Below are 17,676 nucleotides of genomic sequence, written 5' to 3' on the forward strand. Positions count from 1 at the left end.
TCATAAAAATCAAAAGATTTTATAAAGAATTCCTTTTATTATTATTGCGGGGCTCCGAAAGAGCCCGGATAATGCTTAGTTTCTTATAAAAATGGGAAATAATACACATACTAACATGGCAGATTTCGCTAACGAAATAAACAGGAGGTACTGAGCATGAACCCATTTAACGAAAACCCCATGGACCTAATGAAATCTTTTGAAAACTGGGAACAGATTTACCCCAAACCCTATAATAAGGATGAGGTAGATCCTTACACAAAGACCCGCATTATTCTTATGAACGGAACTGAATTTGAACAAAACTGGTTTCAGAGACAGTTTGCAAGACATTGTGATGACAATGATCTGAGAAGGGAACTGGCGCTGATCCGCAGAATCGAACAGCAGCAGCAGAGAAAAATCGCGGTACTGAAACCGGCCAACGAATCCATACTGGAACATACCATCAGCTATGAGCAGCTGGCAGTGGATCTGACTGCAATTCTGGCCCAGAGAGAGCCGGACCCGTATGTGAAGATGACCCTGGATTTTGCCCTTCTGGAGGACTTCGACCATCTGTACCGGTACGGGGATCTTCTGGAAATGGAACAGGGAGCCAGAGCAGACAAACTGGTGGGCAAGTATACGGAGGTAATGCCGGGACGCCCAACGATCGCGGAACACAGGTTCCCCATGGACAATGTGAGGGGCCACATCGACAACAGAAAAGCCGATCCGATCACCCGTCTGAATGTGGCGATTATCACAGCCGCCGAGCAGCAGACGATGAACTACTATATGAACGTGGTAAATGCACAGAATTCGGATATCGGCAGAAAGCTGTATCAGGAGATCGGCCTGATTGAGGAACAGCATGTCACCCAGTATGAGTGTCTGATGGACCCCAATCCCAGCTGGTTTGAGCAGCTCTTGTGCCATGAGTATACAGAATGTTATTTATACTACTCCTGCTATATGGAGGAGACAGATAAAGAAATCAAGGAACTGTGGAGACAGAATTTTGATCTGGAACTGGCCCATCTGCACAAAGCCGTGGAGCTGCTTCAGAAATATGAAAAGAAGGACTGGCAGCAGGTAATTCCAAAAGGTGATTTCCCGACGCTGTTAAATCTGCGTTCCAATATTGCGTATGTGCGCGAGATTCTGGCAAATACCGTCCGGCTTACGTCTGAGGGTGAGGACTACGTGGAGGTGGACAACCTTTCAAAGGATTCCAAATTTGCATGGTTCCAGAAGGAAGTTGACGGCAGGGATGACATTGTTCCAAGTCACTGTGTCATCCGAAGCTATATCGAGAAAAATGGGGAAGATTACCGGTATCAGACGGAAGAACACCCGATTCCGGAACTGCAGATCAGAACCGCGGACAATACCACGGTAGGCCGGCCGGAGTCAATTAATTAGGAGGAAATCAGATGGAAGAACTGACTGTAAAGCCTCTGCCGGAGACAAACGACAGAGGATACTATGAGATGCGGCTGGAGAGCATCGGAGGTCTGGGAGCAAACCTGTGCGGTAAGCTGCTGGGAGAATTGGGAGCCACCTATCTGGGCTATAACTCCTCGGCTTTTTCCAGCTATGGTTCTGAAAAAAGAGGATCGCCGGTGAAGGCATTTATCCGCTGGTGTGCGCCGGAAAAGGAGCTGCGGATAAACAGTCCCGTGGAAAACCCTCACATTCTGGGTATTTTTCACGAAGCGGTAATCGGTAAACTTCCGGTGACCGCAGGCGTCCTCCCGAACACCAAAATTGTAATTAATACGGATCAGAGCCCCGAACAGATCCGGGAGTCCATGAAGCTTTACGCGGGCGAACTGTTTTGTGTGGATGCTCTGAAAATTGCCATGGAGAGCAAGTCCAGGATCAACATGGTCATGCTGGGCGCAATTGCCAAGGCAGCAGGATTTTTTGATCTGGACCCGGTGCTTAAGCTGGTGGAGGACACACTTGGAAAGAAATACCCTGCACTGCTCTCCGCCAACCTGGAGGGCGTGAAGAGAGGCTATGAAAATGCAAGCAGTAGGTGTTTTGCGCCGGACGGCCAATATGAGAAAGTATCTTACCAGGAACCCCAGTCGGACTGGGGATATGCTAACGCGCCGATCGGAGGGGTAAATACAAGGTTCGGCAGTATCGTATCCAATGACCTGTCTGCCAGCCGGGAAGGATATTTCCCCATCTTCCTGCCGGAAAAATGTATTAACTGCGGGCTCTGCGACAGTACGTGCCCGGACATGGTATTTCAGTTCAAGCCGGGTGAGTATAAGGGAAAACCAGCTATGGTAAACATGGGGCTGGACTATTATCACTGCAAGGGCTGTCTGCGCTGTGTGGAAGTGTGCCCGACCAATGCTCTGGTGATGGGAAAAGAACGGGAGCACCCGGATAAAACTCATTTTCTGCGCAATCAGGATCTGGTTGTGGATCACCTGGACTATGAAAGAACAGGCGCGAATTCCTGGGTAACCAGCGAATCTTATACAGATGAACGACGGATCGACGGAGGTATTGTATGATCGCAAAACAGAAAACCATGTTTGAGAGCGGCAACGAGATGGCTGCATTTGCCGCCAAACAGATCAACTATCATGTGATGGGATATTATCCTATCACTCCCTCAACACAGATTGCGGAATTTCTGGATCTGATGAAGGCAGAGGGAGAACACGACATTTCCATGATCGCCGCGGAGGGAGAGCACAGTGCGGCCGGAATCTGCTACGGAGCATCGGCAGGCGGCGGAAGGGTATTAAACGCAACCAGTGCAAATGGTCTGCTCTATGCTCTGGAGCAGCTCCCGGTCCAGTCCGGCACCCGGTTCCCCATGGTGATGAATGTGGCCTGCCGGACCGTATCCGGACCTCTCTGTATCAAGGGAGATCACAGCGACATCATGTATACGCTGAATACCGGATGGATTATCCTTTTTGCATCCACGGCCCAGGAAGTATACGACTTTAATATCTGCGCCCTGAAACTGGCGGAGGAAGTAAGGCTTCCGGTTATCGTCGCCTTTGATGGTTTCTTTACCAGTCATCAGAAGACCCGGTGTTTCGTATTTGAGAGGGATGAGGATGTACAGGCCTTTATCGGACAGCCGAAAGCCCCATGCGACCTGCTGGATATGGAAAACCCCATTACCGTCGGGTCCTATATGAACGAACCCGATGTGATGAATAACAAATATCAGCTGCACCAGGCTATGGAGGAGGCGCGCAGGAAGCTGCCGGACATCTTCTCACGGTACAGGGAGCTGACCGGACGGGGCTACAGCTGGGGACAGACATATAAGACCGAAGACGCAGACGTCATTTTATTCCTGCTCGGTTCCAGCTATCACACCGCGAAAGAAGCCGTGGATGAAATGCGGGCGGAGGGAAAGCGTGTGGGGCTTTGCACCGCTAATATCCTTCGTCCGTTTCCTGCCGGGGAGATCGCCAGGGCACTGAGAGGAGCCAGGACTATTGTGGTAGGCGACCGCCAGGACAGCTACGGCGCGGGCGGCGGCAATATGTCGCTGGAGATCAAAGCCGCGCTGCTGGATGATAAATCCCACGCCGCCGTCATCAGCCGAATCTACGGACTGGGCGGCAAAGACTTTTATGTACAGGATGCAATTGAACTTCTGAATGAAGGACTGGAGGAAAATCCGGACCGGTTTGACTATTACGGCGTCTATCCCGGCAGAGAGACAGAACGCATGCGCTATTTTGATCCGATTTCGGAGCAGAAAGCGTCCCCCGGCTATACCACCTGCACACGGAAAGAAGACGGCACGTTGCAGGTGAAGGCGGGCACTCTGGGCGAGTCCACCAAAATGCCCAAACGCCTTGCGCCCGGCCACGGGGCCTGCCCTGGCTGTGGTATCCCGGTAAATGTAAATCTGCTGCTGAAAGGAATCGAGGGAAATGTAGTCCTTCTGTTCCAGACAGGCTGCGGCATGGTAGTCACCACGCCTTATCCGAAAACTGCTTTTAAAGTGCCCTATATTCACAATCTGTTCCAGAACGGAGCAGCTACGCTGGCCGGGCTGGTGGAAATGTACTATCAGAGACAGAAACGGGGAGAGCTGCCTGAGGGTGAGATTACGTTTATCATGGTCAGCGGTGACGGAGGCATGGATATCGGTATGGGCAGCGCCATCGGAACTGCACTGCGCAACAATCATCTGATTTTGCTGGAATATGATAACGGCGGCTATATGAACACCGGTTATCAGCTGTCCTACTCCACGCCTATGGGAGCAAAAAGCTCCACCTCCCATGTGGGAAAGACACAGTACGGGAAAACCTTCTTCCACAAGGATACGCCCCAGATTATGGCGGCAACCGGCATTCCCTATGTTGCTACAGCGGCAGAGTCCAATCCGCTGGATTTTATTCGCAAGGCGGCCAAGGCACAGGCGGTGGCAAGAGAAGATGGTATGGCCTATATCAAGTGTCTCTCCGCCTGCCCCCTCAACTGGGGCGACAAGCCGAATACAGAGCGGTCCGTGATCGGCGCGGCGGTGGATTGCTGCTATTTTCCGCTGTATGAAGTGGAGAGAGGAAATACGCTGCTCTCCTATGATCCGGAGAAAACGAAGAAAAAGATACCGGTGGAAGAGTGGCTGGGCATGATGGGCAGGACAAAACACCTGATAAAAGAGGAGTATCGTTCTGTCGTGGAAGATATTCAGCAGGAAATTGACCGGAGATTCCTGAGGCTGAAAGAGCGAAGCCAGAATCCTTATCTGTAGAAAATTGTCGAAAAGTCTTGCGGAAATTATTCAAAGATGATAGAATAATTCTACAAATGGACCAAAGAAAACAGAAATAAACATGAATATAACCGCTTCAAATCGACAATAGGAGGATAAAATGACTAATTATGTGCAATACAATACATTTTCTGCGAATAATACAGTTTGTCCGCCTATAAGTGCGAATTTCGGAGTGGGGGGGGGTATTTTCAGATAGCTGCAATTTAATCCCCTTTGACAACAGAATAGCTTTGTCCTGGAACAGCGGCAATTTATTATGGGCGTATCACGGAGCCCGTAAATTGCCGCTGTTCTTTTTATGCAGAAAATCTACGGTATTTGCTGCAATAAGCCAACGGGTTTGCTGCAATAAGCTAACAGCATTTGCTGGATAAGTGGATATTTCCTGGTTTTGTCCCAAAAAACTCCCTGTTTTAGTTGAGATAAGCGGAGGAATTGTTACATATATCTGTAAAAATGGGTTTTCATGCTTGAAACGGTCAGATGCTTTGTCCGACAAAGAGAGCCAGGACAGCCGAGGCAAAAACGGACTGTTTTAAAAGCAAATACATAATAAAGGAGCGTAGCAAATGAGAAATGATGGACAGCCGATCCTGCAATTGAAAAATATCAGCAAGTCATTTCCCGGCGTAAAGGCGCTGAATCAGGTATCTCTCAGCGTGCATGCCGGGGAAATACTGGGGCTCGTGGGGGAAAACGGGGCAGGAAAATCGACATTAATGAAGGTATTGACCGGGGCTTACCAGAAGGATGAAGGCGAAATATACCTGGAAGGCCAGCCGATTGATGTTACGTCCACGGCGAGAGGAAGGGAACTGGGCATCAGTATTATATACCAGGAACTTTCGGTTATGCCCCAGTTAAGTGTAACTGAAAATATGTTTTTGGGAAATCTGAGAACAAATAAGCGCGGCATTGTGGACTGGAAGGGCATGGAGCATGAGACGAAAGAAGCCCTGAGCAAGATGGGCCTTGATATTCCAGGGGATACACTCATGCGTGATCTGAACATTGCCCAGAGCCAGATGATTGAAATCTGCCGGGCAACCATCATCAATAAGGCAAAAGTGCTGATCATGGATGAGCCCACAAGCTCCCTGGTGGACAGGGAGATATCCCATATGTTCGAGATCATGAGACAGCTGAAAAAACAGGGAATTGCGATTGTTTACATAACACACCGTCTGGAAGAGCTCTTCGAGATTACCGACCGGATTGAGGTAATGAAGGATGGGGAAAACAGCGCGTCCATGAAGACGGCGGATGTGACAAAAGACGACATTGTGCATGCCATGGTCGGACGTGAGCTGAAAGATTTTTATCCGGCCCACGACGGGAAGCGCGGGGAGGCGCTGCTGGAAGTAAGCCATCTCTCCCAGGGCAAGATGGTAAAGGATATCTCCTTTACGGCATATGCCGGGGAAATCCTTGGCTTTGCCGGCCTGATCGGCGCAGGACGTTCGGAGACAATGATGTCCATATTCGGAGCAATGCCGGATGTCAAAGGTGAAGTGGTATATAAAGGCAGAAAAGTAAAGTTCAAACATCCTGAGGAAGCAATACGGGCCGGGATTGCCCTGGCTCCGGAGGACCGGAAAAAACAGGGACTGATCCAGATATTTTCCATCAATCACAATACGTCCCTGGCCAATATGGAGGGAATCTTTACCCGGTTTAAAACACTGAATCTGAAAAAAGAGCGGGAAATCGCGGATCAGTATGTAAAAGCATTAAATATCCGAACACCTGATGCGGAGAAGAGAGTCGGAGAGCTGTCCGGCGGCAACCAGCAGAAAGTAATTGTCGGAAAGTGGATGTTTACGGATGCAAAGGTAATGATTTTTGATGAGCCTACAAAGGGAATTGATGTAGGGGCCAAGGCGGAGATCTACCGGCTGATGCGTAAACTGGCCAATGAAGGGGCCGCGGTCATCATGATTTCTTCCGAACTGCCGGAAGTGATCGGAGTCAGTGACCGGATCATTGTTATGCACGACGGAAGCTACAGGGGTGAGTTCTCCTGGCAGGAGGCCGATGAGAAAAAAATAATGGAAGCAGCTATCGGAGGTGTGGAAAGTGGAAAATAAGACAGCAAAAGGAAGATTTTCAACATTTACGAAAAAATATGGGATCGTCATTATATTTGTGGTGCTGGTTATCGCCGCATCGATCTTACAGCCTAAATTTCTCCAGCCGAAAAACCTGACAAATGTCCTGCGCCAGGTGGCGGTAAACGGTATCCTGGCAATTGGCATGACGTTTGTTATTATCAGCGGTGCGATTGATTTGTCCGTAGGATCGCTGTTCTGTGTCTGCGGTATGGTCATGATGTATATCATGCCTACCGTGGGATGGGTAGGAGCCATTGCGGTCGGATTGCTGATCGGTGCTGTTGTGGGTATATTCAACGGCTATTTCATCTACCGGGGAATGCCGGCCTTTATCATGACACTGGCCGTTTCCATCATACTCAGGGGCGTGGCCTTTATGACCAGCAACGGAGCGCCGTTAGCCAGCTCGTCCAAAACCTATAACGCCATCGGCCAGGAGTATCTGTTCGGAATCCCGATTCAGGTTTATCTGTACCTGATCATGGCGGGTCTGGCAGCCTTTATTATGGCGAAGACAAAATTTGGCCGTTCCGTCTATGCAATCGGCGGAAACATGGAAGTCGCAAGGCTCTCCGGTATCAGTGTTAAGAAAATACAGATTCTGGTATACATAATCAGCGGTATGCTGGCTGCAGTGGCCGCAGTTATCGGAACGGCAAGGCTGGGCTCCTGTGAACCGGCTCTGGGCGAGGATTACCACTCGGATGCCATAGCGGCTACCGTTATCGGCGGAACACTGATGAGCGGCGGCGAGGGCAGCCAGGTGAAAACCGTAGTAGGCGTTCTGCTTCTGGGTGTTCTCAGTAATATTTTGAACCTGATTGGTGTTAGTCCTTATCTGCAGTATGTGTTTAAGGGCGGGATTATTATCTTTGCCGTAGCGGCGGATGTAATGAGAAGAAAGCAGTAGGATGTGGGAAGAATGAAGAATGAATAATGAAGAACGAAGAACGTGAAGAGATGGTGAAGAATGAATATTGAAGAATGTGAAGAGATGATGTAGAGGGAAGAAGGAAAAATGAATAATGAAGGACGAAGAAGGAAGAGCCGTAAGAGATGATGTAGAGGGAAGAAGCGAAAAAGCGATGTTGAGATTGTTTTGAGGGTGGGAATGATGATGTGAGTTATTTTCCACAAGGGAAAATATAAATGGTTCAGGAAAGGAGGGAGAGGATTTTACCGCATCTGTCTAACAATGTTTTTTAGAAATTGATTCCGGCTTCGGCCGGTACCGATTAAAAATGGAGGTAAGTAAAATGAAGAAGTACATGAAAAAAATGTTGGCACTGCTTTTGGTATTGGCTATGACATTGTCGCTGACGGCCTGCGCAAAGGATGAGAAACCGGCAGACAACGACGGCGGTGCCACTGCGGATACGGATAATCAGGATACCGAGAAAGAGGATTCAGGAAGCGATGAAGCATGGAGCAAGGATACCAAGATGGTGATCGGCTTTTCCCAGAATAAGCTGGCCCATCCGTTCCGTGTGGCAGGCGTGGAGCAGTTAAAGGCTTATGTGCAGGAACAGGGGCTTAACTGGGAGATTATCGTAACGGATGGAAAAAATGACGCGACGACTCAGACCGCTAATATTGAGGATCTGATCAGCCAGGGCGTAGATGCGATCATCTGCTGTCCAGTTACGGCGGACACCATGGCGACGGCTGCCACCGAGGTTATGGACGCGGGTATTCCGCTGATTCTGGTAAACCGTAATGTTTCCAATGATGACTATACCTGTGCGATTACCGGTTCCAACTATATGATCGGGCAGAAGAGCGCGGACGATATGGCAAAGAGGCTGGACGGCAAGGGTAAGGTTGCTATGATCGAAGGTACCCTGGGCGCTTCCGACACAACGGATCGTGCGAAGGGGTTCCTTGAGACAATCGCGAACTATCCCGACATCGAAGTGATTGCGGACGTGAGCGGTGATTTTGCCAAGGATAAAGGTATGGCATGTATGGAAGATATTCTGGTGAAATATCCGGATATTGACGGTGTATTCTGCCACAATGATGAGATGGCACAGGGCGCTTACATGGCGTGTGAGGCAGCCGGCGCGGATGATGTTCTGATCTATGGCAATGACTGTTATAAATCCACACTGGATATGATAAAGGAAGGAAAGATTGCCGGAACTACCGCATACCCGACTTCCGTACAGTCAGCGGTTGACGTGCTGGTAAAGATCTTCGAGAATGGCGGAGTATATGACGGAGAAAAAGAAATTGTGGATGACGTGCCGATTGCTACCAAGGAAAATGCAGATGATTTCTATGGTGTAGCACTGGATGCATAGATAAGAGGCTGAAATGGAATCCATTTAGCCGAGAGAAGCGGGGTGCCGGTTATGGCACCCCATTTAAATAGAAAATAGTACAGATCATATAAATGATTTCAGGTCTGTACAGCACAAAAAGGAGGCAAGCACATGAAATATGGAGTTCACCGCTGGACCTGGGCCGACGATTTTAACCGCATCCCGCTGGAGACATTTCTGGAGCAGGCAAGGTCCACCGGGGCGGAGGCGGCAGAGTTTAAGATACCCGATGCAGCTTTGCAGCAGAACAAAACCAGAGCGCGGGAAATACGGCAGACGGCAGAAAATCTGGGACTTACACTTCTTTGCAATGCAGGGGCGCCGAAGGGACTGGATATGTGTTCCGCCGATCCCTATCTGCAAAAGTATGCAAGAGAACATCTGCTCCGGGTGATACAGGGTGCTGAACTGATCGGGGTGAGGAAGGTGAGCGGAATCCTGCACTCTAACTGGCCTGCCAGGTACGATGATCAGGTTATTACACCGGAAGAAAAAGCGGAGCGTACAAAACGCAGTATAGAGAACATCAGAATGGTTATGCCGGTTGCGGAGGAATGCGGCGTACAGCTTAATTTTGAGATTGTCAACCGGTTCGAGCACTATGTTCTGAATACGGTGGAAGAAGGAATTAGTTTCTGCGAACAGGTGGACAGTAAATGCTGCGGCCTGCTGCTGGATGTATTTCATATGAATATAGAGGAAGACAGCATACCGGAGGCGATACGCAGGGCAAAAGGCCATATCGGACATTTCCATGTCTCTGAATCTAACAGGAAGGTCCCTTACCACACAGATAAAATAAACTGGCCGGAGATTGGAAGGGCGCTGAGAGACGTGGGCTACGATGATACCGTGGTACTGGAGGCGGCGCTGATCTTTGACGGAAGCGACACTTACTGTATGCGCATGTGGAGAAATCTCATTCCGGATACCTCTCTGGAGGCAAGGCTTCAGATGCTGAGAGAGGGAATTGGATATATGAAAGGAATAATGAAGAGTGAAGAGTGAGGAACGGGAAGGGCAGTGAAAGTTGCGGCAATGCCGCAAGAAGTAAATGTTGTTTGAGTTTGGAAAGGCGGGGATGATGTTATGATAGCGTTGGCTTGTGATCATGCGGCGTTGGAGTTAAAGAACAGGATTCGGGAGTTTTTGACGGAGCGGGGAATCGAGTGGAGAGATTATGGTACAGAGTCTGCTGATCCTGTGGATTACCCTGTGTATGGTTATGCTGCCGCGAAGGCGGTTGCGGATGGCGTGTGCGAGAAGGGGATTTTATTCTGCGGCACCGGGATTGGTATTTCCCTTTCGGCTAATAAGGTTAAGGGGATTCGCTGCGCGGTATGCTCCGATTGTTATTCCGCCCGTCTCTCCAGGGAACATAATGATACAAATATGCTGGCTCTGGGAGCACGGGTTGTAGGCACAGAGCTGGCGGTTATGATTGTGGAGAGCTGGCTGGCTGCGGATTTTCAGGGTGGTATTCATGCAAAGAGGCTGGGTATGATTGAGAGAATCGAGAATGGTATGGAGCCTGTGTGAGGAAGGAGGCGGGGCGTATGAAATATGGTGTACACCGGGTTACCTGGGGCGGTTATTATGACCAGGATAATGTAGAAGAGTTTTTTGCGCAGGTGAAATCGACCGGGGCAGAGACGGTGGAGATGAGGCCGACCGACGCAATGCTCATGCACAAAAAGAAACAGATTCAGGAAATTCGTAATTTGGCGGAGGATGCGGGATTGGAGCTGCTGTTTTCCTTCGGATTTCCGGAGGCGCTTGATATGCGTTCACCGGATCTCTATATCCGGCAATACGCGGTTGATCATCTGATTAAAGCGATTGAGAGTATTGCCATGGCGGGAGGTAAGGAATTCGGAGGAGCCGGTATTTATTCCGGATGGCCGACTCATTTTCAACATGATCTGGTTACTCCGGAGGCAAAATACGAGAGGACGATGCGCAGCATTGAATGTATGAGAAAGGCAGCTCCGGTGGCGGAAGAGCTGGGTGTTATGCTCAATTTTGAGATTTTGAACCGGTTCGAAAATTACATATTAAATACGGTGGAGGAAGGGATTTCCTACTGCAGCCAGATTGAGAGTAAGAACTGCGGTTTGCTTTTGGATACGTTCCATATGAGTATGGAGGAGGATGATCTGGAGGGGGCAATTGAAAAAGCCGGTGATTTAATCGGGCAGTTCCATGTGACAGAGCCAAACCGGGGAATTCCATTCCACACAAAGAGAATTAACTGGCCGGAAATTGGCCGGGCACTGAAACGAATCGGCTATGACAAGACCGTTACGATAGAGGCGGCAGTGGCTTTTGAGGGAGAGGCAACCTATAATTTGAGGATGTGGAGAAATCTTTTGCCGGATATCAGTCTGGAAAGCCGGCTGAATGCCTTACGAGAAGGGCTGTGCTATATCCGGGCACAATTTGAAGATTAAGAATTGAATAAATGACGAAAGCGGAAGCTGAGAAATACCCCGGCTTTCGCTTTTTTTGTTTTATAAAGAACTTCTGTGGAATAAAACTAGTTTAAGAGCAGATGGATATAAACAAAAATATAAATATTTATATAGACGTTTATAGGGAGAAAAGCGTTTGATCAACGGATTATATCGAGTAATATCCTGCTTCCTTTTCGAAAAGAATGACTATAAAATGTAAAAAAACACTTGAACATTTTACATAAACGTTTATAATGACAATTAAGAAGTACAAAGAAGGGAGTGAGACGGTGAAAATAAGTATACGTAAGCTAAGTGAACAGACTGGTTATTCACCTGCCACGATTTCCAATGCCCTAAACCGGAAAAAGGGGGTAAATAAGGAGACGGCCGAGAAGATTTTTAAAGCGGCTGCCCAAATGGGGTATGTTAATGAAAAAAGGATTCGGAAAATTAAATTTGTTATTTTCAAGAGGAACGGAAAAATCATTGAAAATACCCCTTTTTTTCCAGCGGTGATGGAAGGTGTGGAGCAGAAGGCACGGTCACTGGGGTTTGAGACAATTTTCTGCCGCCTGGAAAAAGAACAGGAAGATTTTAAAGAACAGCTGAACCAGATTCTGACAGACACCAGCGCCGCGGTTATACTGCTGGGAAGTGAGATGATGGAAGAGGATTTTCAGCTGTTTGCCCATCCCGACTGCCCGCTTATACTGCTGGACGGGTGGAGTGATACCGTTGCCTTTGACAGTGTCCTGATCAATAATACGGATTCAGCCTGCCAAGCGGTAAATTATCTGATCCAGTGCGGGCATGAGAGGATCGGATATCTGAAAGCGGATTTCCGGATCAAAGCATTCAACTACAGGGAGATTGGCCTGGAACGTGCACTGACAGACCATAACCTGCCGATTGTGCCGGAATATAAAGTTACGCTGGGGCCTGCCGTGGAAACCGCATACCTGGGGATGAAGAATTTCTTGCAGCATACCACAAAACAGGAGCTGCCAACGGCATATTTTGCGGATAATGATGTGATCGCGCTGGGAGCGATCAGAGCCCTGCAGGAGGAAGGCATAAGGGTACCGGAGGATGTTTCCGTGATTGGATTTGACAACCTGCCCTTCTGCGAGATTTCTAATCCCAGACTCACAACAATTCATGTATACAAACAGGAAATGGGAGAGATGGCGGTTAAACGGCTGGTTGACCGGCTGGAAAATGGAAGTAAGGTAAAAGCCAAAATTCAGGTTTGTACGGAGTTTGTGGAAAGGGAAAGCGTGAAGGTCATTAAGAAGTAAGAGTGAAAAGTAAAGAATGAAAAATGAAGAACAGGATGAAAAATAATTTTATATTTAAGGGAGGATATTTATATGAAAGCGAATATTAAGCTAGGGTTTGCACCGACGAGAAGGAGCATTTTCAGCGCGCCGGATGCGCTCAAGTACCGGAACCTGACCAGCGACCGCCTGCGTGAGCTGGGGGTTGATTTTGTGGATATTACGGATATCAACGAGGAGGGGCTTCTCTATAGTGATGAGGATATGATGAAGATTGCGGAGAAGTTTAAACGGGAGAAGGTTGACGGCCTGTTTCTGCCCCACTGTAATTTTGGCACGGAGTGTGTGTGCGCCCGTCTGGCGAAGGAACTGAATGTGCCGGTACTGCTCTGGGGACCGCTGGATGAGAGGCCGGAACCGAACGGGGTAAGGCTTCGGGACACCCAGTGCGGATTATTTGCTACGGGCAAGGTGCTGCGCCGTTTTCAGGTACCCTTTACTTATATGACCAACTGCCGGTTGAATGACCCGGTGTTTGAGAGGGGCTTAAGAGATTTTATGGCGGTTTGCAATGTGGTGAGGACGTTTAAGAAAATCCGTATTCTGCAGATTTCTACCCGTCCTTTTGATTTCTGGACGACCATGTGCAATGAGGGTGAGCTGTTGGAGAAGTTCAATATTCAGCTGTCTCCGATTCCTATGCCGGAGCTGACGAAAGAAGTGAAGCGGGTGAAGGAAGAGGCAGAAGAAGCGGCTAAGGTGGTTTCCTACATAAAAGAAAATATGACGATTCAGGTGACGGATGAGGAAGTGGAAAATGTAGCCGCCCTGAAGGTTGCCATGAAGAATCTGGCAGAGAAATATGGATGCAGCGCGATTGCCATCCAGTGCTGGAATGCGCTGCAGGATGAGATCGGCATTATGCCCTGCGCCGCCAATTCTCTGCTGAATGAAGAAGGGATTCCGGTTGTCTGTGAGACGGATATACACGGTGCGGTTACCGCGCTTCTGGTGGAGGCAGCTGGAATGGGAGAGATGCGTTCCTTCTTTGCGGACTGGACGATCCGCCATCCGGATATTGAGAACGGAGAATTGCTGCAGCACTGCGGGCCATGGCCGATTTCTGTAGCGAAGGAAAAACCGATTCTCGGTTATCCGCTGGCATTTGACCATCCGGGCAGCGTTACCGCTGAGGCAAAGCACGGAGACCTGACACTGTGCCGCTTTGACGGGGACAATGGGGAATACTCCATGCTTCTGGGCAATGCCAAAGGTGTGGACGGGCCCAAAGGAATGGGAACTTATCTGTGGATTGAGGTTGAGAATATCAAACGTCTGGAAGACAAGGTTGTCTGCGGGCCTTATATTCATCACTGTGTGGGAATCCACAAGGACGTGGTTCCGGTATTGTATGAGGCGTGTAAATATATTGGTGTGACACCGGATTTTTATGATCCGATTGAGGAAGATGTAAAAGCATATCTGAGAGGAGAATGAAATAATGTCTGATTTGAAAGAAAAAGCCATCCAGATCCGGAAGGATATCGTAACCCTGGTATATAACGGAAAATGCGGGCATATCGGCGGGGATCTGAGCGTGACGGATATTCTGGTAGCACTGTACTATAAACATTTAAACTGCACGCCGGAGAATTTCTCCCATCCGGACAGGGACCGGTTTATCCTGAGCAAGGGACATTCTGTGGAAAGTCTGTACTGCGTTCTGGCCGACCGGGGCTTTTTCCCGAGAGAAGAATTGGATACATTTTCTCAGTTTGGCTCTAACTATATCGGCCATCCCAACCGGAAGGTGAGGGGAATTGAAATGAATTCCGGCTCTCTGGGGCACGGCCTGCCGGTTGCGGTGGGAATGGCCCTGGCGGGGAAAATGGATCATGCGTCCTACCGGGTTTATACCGTAATGGGAGACGGGGAGCTGGCGGAAGGCTCCGTATGGGAAGGTGTGATGGCGGGCAGCCATTATAAGCTGGATAATCTGACTGCAATCGTGGACAGAAACCGGCTTCAGATCTCCGGCGGCACGGAAGAAGTGATGTCCCATGACAGTCAGGAGGAACGCTGGGCGGCGTTCGGCTGGCATGTGATTTCTATACCCGGCAATGATTTGGATGCCATTGACCGCGCCCTGTGCGAGGCAAAAGAGACGAAAGGAAGACCTACCGTAATCATTGCGAACACCACGAAGGGCTGCGGAATCTCCTTCATGGAAAATAAGCCGGAGTGGCACCATAAAGTGCCTACAGAGGAACAGTATCAGGCGGCTCTGAAAGAATTGGATGAAAGGAGTGTGGCATCACATGAATAAGACAGCAAATAAGCAGGTAATCAATGATGTTCTGACAAAAGCGGCCCGGACTGATAAGGATATTGTGGTGCTGTGCAGCGATTCCAGAGGTTCCGCTTCTCTGAGCGGCTATGTGGAGGAACATCCGGATCAATTTGTGGAGGTGGGGATCGCGGAACAGAATCTGGTCTCCATCGCGGCGGGACTGGCAAGCTGCGGGAAGAAGGCATTTGCGGTTTCCCCGGCCTGTTTCCTGGCAACCAGAAGTATGGAGCAGGTCAAGGTGGACGTGGCGTACTCCAATACAAATGTGAAACTGATCGGGATCAGCGGCGGTGTGAGCTATGGGGCGCTGGGGCTGACCCATCATTCTGTAAATGATATTGCCACATTGGGTTCCAATCCCAACATGAGAGTTTATTTCCCCAGCGACCGTTTCCAGACAGAAAAACTGATGGAAGCCCTTCTGGAGGATGAAAAACCGGCCTATGTCCGGGTGGGCAGAAATGCGGTGGAGGATATTTACGCAGAGGGAAACATACCATTTGAGATGGATAAAGCAACGCTGGTTGAAGATGGAACCGATATTACGATGATTGCCTGCGGGGAAATGGTTGCCGCAGCGGTGGAAGCAGCGGCGGTCCTGAAGGAGCAGGGAATTTCTGCGAGAGTTCTGGATATGTACTGTATACGGCCGCTGGATGAGGAGGCAGTGCGAAAGGCGGCAGCGGAGACGAAGGGAATCATTACCATTGAAGAACATGTGGCACAGGGTGGATTGGGTTCTATGGTCTGCCAGCTTACTGCGGCCCACAAGCCGGTGCCGGTTATCAGCCTGACCCTGCCGGACGAACCGGTGATAACCGGAACATCGAAGGAAGTGTTCAACTATTACAAATTAAATGCAGCCGGAATTACAGAAGCTGCACTGGAGTTGATGAATCGTGAAAAATAAATATATTCTGGGTATTGATCAGAGTACCCAGGGGACAAAAGGACTGTTGTTTAACGGTCTGGGAGAACTGGTCTGCCGGACGGATCTGCCCCACCGGCAGATGATAGATGAGAGAGGCTATGTGGAGCACGATCCGGAGGAAATCTATCATAATACTTGTCAGGTAGTGAAAAATCTGCTGAACCAGGCAGATATCCCCCAGACGGATATTGTGGGCATCGGCATCAGTAATCAGCGGGAAACTGCGCTGATGTGGGAGAAAAAGAGCGGGAAACCGGTCTATCCAGCCGTTGTGTGGCAATGTGCAAGGGGAGAAACTATCTGTAACCGGCTTGATGTGGGAGAATTCGCGAATTTGGTCAAGAGCCATACCGGGCTCAACCTGTCGCCCTATTTTTCCGCTGCAAAGCTGGCCTGGATACTGGAAAATGTAGAAGGCGTCAGGGAAAAAGCGGTCAGAGGGGAACTCTGTGCCGGGACCGTGGACAGCTGGCTGATATTTAAGCTGACCGGCGGTACGGTATTTAAAACGGATTATTCCAACGCATCCCGGACACAGCTGTTCGATATTCGGAATCTGTGCTGGGACGAAGAAATCTGCAGGGCCTTTGGAATCCCGGTACAGATATTGCCGGAAGTGTGTGATTCCAACAGCCTCTTCGGGGAGACGGATTTTGAGGGGGCATTTGACAGACCGCTGCCGATTCATGCTGTGCTGGGAGACTCACATGGGGCATTATTCGGCCAGGGCTGTATCCGGCCAGGTATGGTTAAGGCAACCTATGGTACCGGTTCTTCGGTCATGATGAATATCGGGGAGAAACCGGTCTTTGGAAAAAGCGGCGTAGTTACCAGCCTGGCCTGGGGAATGGACGGCGTGGCGGAATATGTACTGGAAGGAAATATCAATTATACTGGCGCGGTAATCAGCTGGTTAAAGGATGATCTGAAAATGATCCGCTCCGCCGGAGAGACGGAAGAGCTGGCGAAGGCGGCAAATCCCAAGGATCAGACTTATCTGGTTCCGGCCTTCACCGGGCTTGGGGCACCCTACTGGGACAGCAAAGCGACCGGCATCATAAAAGGAATAACGAGAACCACCGGTCAGGCAGAGGTGGTTCGTGCCGCCCTGGACTGCATTGCTTATCAGATTACTGATATTCTGCGGGCGATGGAGGAAGACGCGGGAATCTCTATACAGGAACTGCGGGTGGACGGAGGGCCTACCAGGAATTCATATCTGATGCAGTTTCAGAGTGATATGGCGGATATCCCGGTACAGGTTCCGGCAATGGAGGAACTGTCCGGTATCGGGGCGGCCTACACAGCTGGTATTGCTCTGGGTATATATGATAAAGAAGAGATTCTTTCCCAAATGAAGCGCACACGCTATGACAGCCGGATGGAGCCGGAGAGACGGGAACGGCTTTATCGGGGGTGGAAGGAAGCAGTAGGGGAAGTGCTAAGGAAAAATGAAGAGTGA

General features: G+C 49.5%; 14 protein-coding genes. All 14 read left to right on the forward strand.

Annotation, left to right across the window (positions count from 1 at the left end):
• Positions 1 to 156: 156 nt before the first annotated feature.
• The 14 genes from ABCW47_RS14545 (at position 157) to ABCW47_RS14610 (ending at position 17,676) form a co-directional block, all read left to right on the forward strand.
• Positions 157 to 1,407, forward strand: a complete 1,251-nt coding sequence (locus tag ABCW47_RS14545; RefSeq protein ID WP_343210661.1) for a hypothetical protein — start codon at positions 157 to 159, stop codon at positions 1,405 to 1,407.
• Positions 1,408 to 1,418: 11 nt separating this feature from the next.
• Positions 1,419 to 2,519, forward strand: coding sequence for a 2-oxoacid:acceptor oxidoreductase family protein (locus ABCW47_RS14550; RefSeq protein ID WP_343210662.1), 1,101 nt, complete (start codon positions 1,419 to 1,421; stop codon positions 2,517 to 2,519).
• The gene (locus ABCW47_RS14555; RefSeq protein ID WP_343210663.1) at positions 2,516 to 4,741 is read left to right on the forward strand and encodes a thiamine pyrophosphate-dependent enzyme; all 2,226 of its coding nucleotides are present in this window, start codon (positions 2,516 to 2,518) and stop codon (positions 4,739 to 4,741) included. The genes ABCW47_RS14550 and ABCW47_RS14555 overlap by 4 nt, the downstream gene beginning before the upstream one ends.
• A gap of 593 nt (positions 4,742 to 5,334) precedes the next feature.
• Positions 5,335 to 6,852 carry a sugar ABC transporter ATP-binding protein gene (locus ABCW47_RS14560; protein WP_343210664.1) on the forward strand — a complete coding sequence of 506 codons (1,518 nt, stop codon included), beginning with the start codon at positions 5,335 to 5,337 and terminating at the stop codon, positions 6,850 to 6,852.
• The gene (locus tag ABCW47_RS14565) at positions 6,842 to 7,786 is read left to right on the forward strand and encodes an ABC transporter permease (RefSeq protein ID WP_343210665.1); all 945 of its coding nucleotides are present in this window, start codon (positions 6,842 to 6,844) and stop codon (positions 7,784 to 7,786) included. Before ABCW47_RS14560 ends, ABCW47_RS14565 begins: the two co-directional genes overlap by 11 nt.
• Before the next feature lie 346 nt (positions 7,787 to 8,132).
• Entirely contained in the window at positions 8,133 to 9,179 is a 1,047-nt protein-coding gene (locus ABCW47_RS14570) for a substrate-binding domain-containing protein (RefSeq protein WP_343210666.1), read from the forward strand.
• Positions 9,180 to 9,311: 132 nt separating this feature from the next.
• Positions 9,312 to 10,208: a sugar phosphate isomerase/epimerase family protein gene (locus ABCW47_RS14575; RefSeq protein WP_343210667.1), complete on the forward strand. Its 897-nt coding sequence runs from the start codon at positions 9,312 to 9,314 to the stop codon at positions 10,206 to 10,208.
• An 81-nt stretch (positions 10,209 to 10,289) separates the two neighbouring features.
• On the forward strand, positions 10,290 to 10,739 hold the full coding sequence (rpiB, locus tag ABCW47_RS14580; RefSeq protein WP_343210668.1) for a ribose 5-phosphate isomerase B: 450 nt from the start codon (positions 10,290 to 10,292) through the stop codon (positions 10,737 to 10,739).
• A 17-nt stretch (positions 10,740 to 10,756) separates the two neighbouring features.
• Positions 10,757 to 11,650 carry a sugar phosphate isomerase/epimerase family protein gene (locus tag ABCW47_RS14585; protein WP_343210669.1) on the forward strand — a complete coding sequence of 298 codons (894 nt, stop codon included), beginning with the start codon at positions 10,757 to 10,759 and terminating at the stop codon, positions 11,648 to 11,650.
• Positions 11,651 to 11,943: 293 nt separating this feature from the next.
• A complete protein-coding gene (locus ABCW47_RS14590) occupies positions 11,944 to 12,954 on the forward strand; it encodes a LacI family DNA-binding transcriptional regulator (protein ID WP_343210670.1) in 1,011 nt (336 codons plus the stop codon).
• Between the two features lie 72 nt (positions 12,955 to 13,026).
• Positions 13,027 to 14,430, forward strand: a complete 1,404-nt coding sequence (locus tag ABCW47_RS14595; protein ID WP_343210671.1) for an L-fucose/L-arabinose isomerase family protein — start codon at positions 13,027 to 13,029, stop codon at positions 14,428 to 14,430.
• Positions 14,431 to 14,434: 4 nt separating this feature from the next.
• Positions 14,435 to 15,259 (forward strand): transketolase, encoded by an 825-nt coding sequence (locus tag ABCW47_RS14600; protein ID WP_343210672.1) that lies wholly within the window; start codon positions 14,435 to 14,437, stop codon positions 15,257 to 15,259.
• Positions 15,252 to 16,193, forward strand: a complete 942-nt coding sequence (locus tag ABCW47_RS14605) for a transketolase family protein (protein ID WP_343210673.1) — start codon at positions 15,252 to 15,254, stop codon at positions 16,191 to 16,193. Before ABCW47_RS14600 ends, ABCW47_RS14605 begins: the two co-directional genes overlap by 8 nt.
• A complete protein-coding gene (locus ABCW47_RS14610) occupies positions 16,183 to 17,676 on the forward strand; it encodes an FGGY-family carbohydrate kinase (protein ID WP_343210674.1) in 1,494 nt (497 codons plus the stop codon). The genes ABCW47_RS14605 and ABCW47_RS14610 overlap by 11 nt, the downstream gene beginning before the upstream one ends.

This window comes from Anaerolentibacter hominis (genome assembly GCF_032380675.1).
GTDB classification, from domain to species: Bacteria; Bacillota; Clostridia; order Lachnospirales; family Lachnospiraceae; genus Anaerolentibacter; species Anaerolentibacter hominis.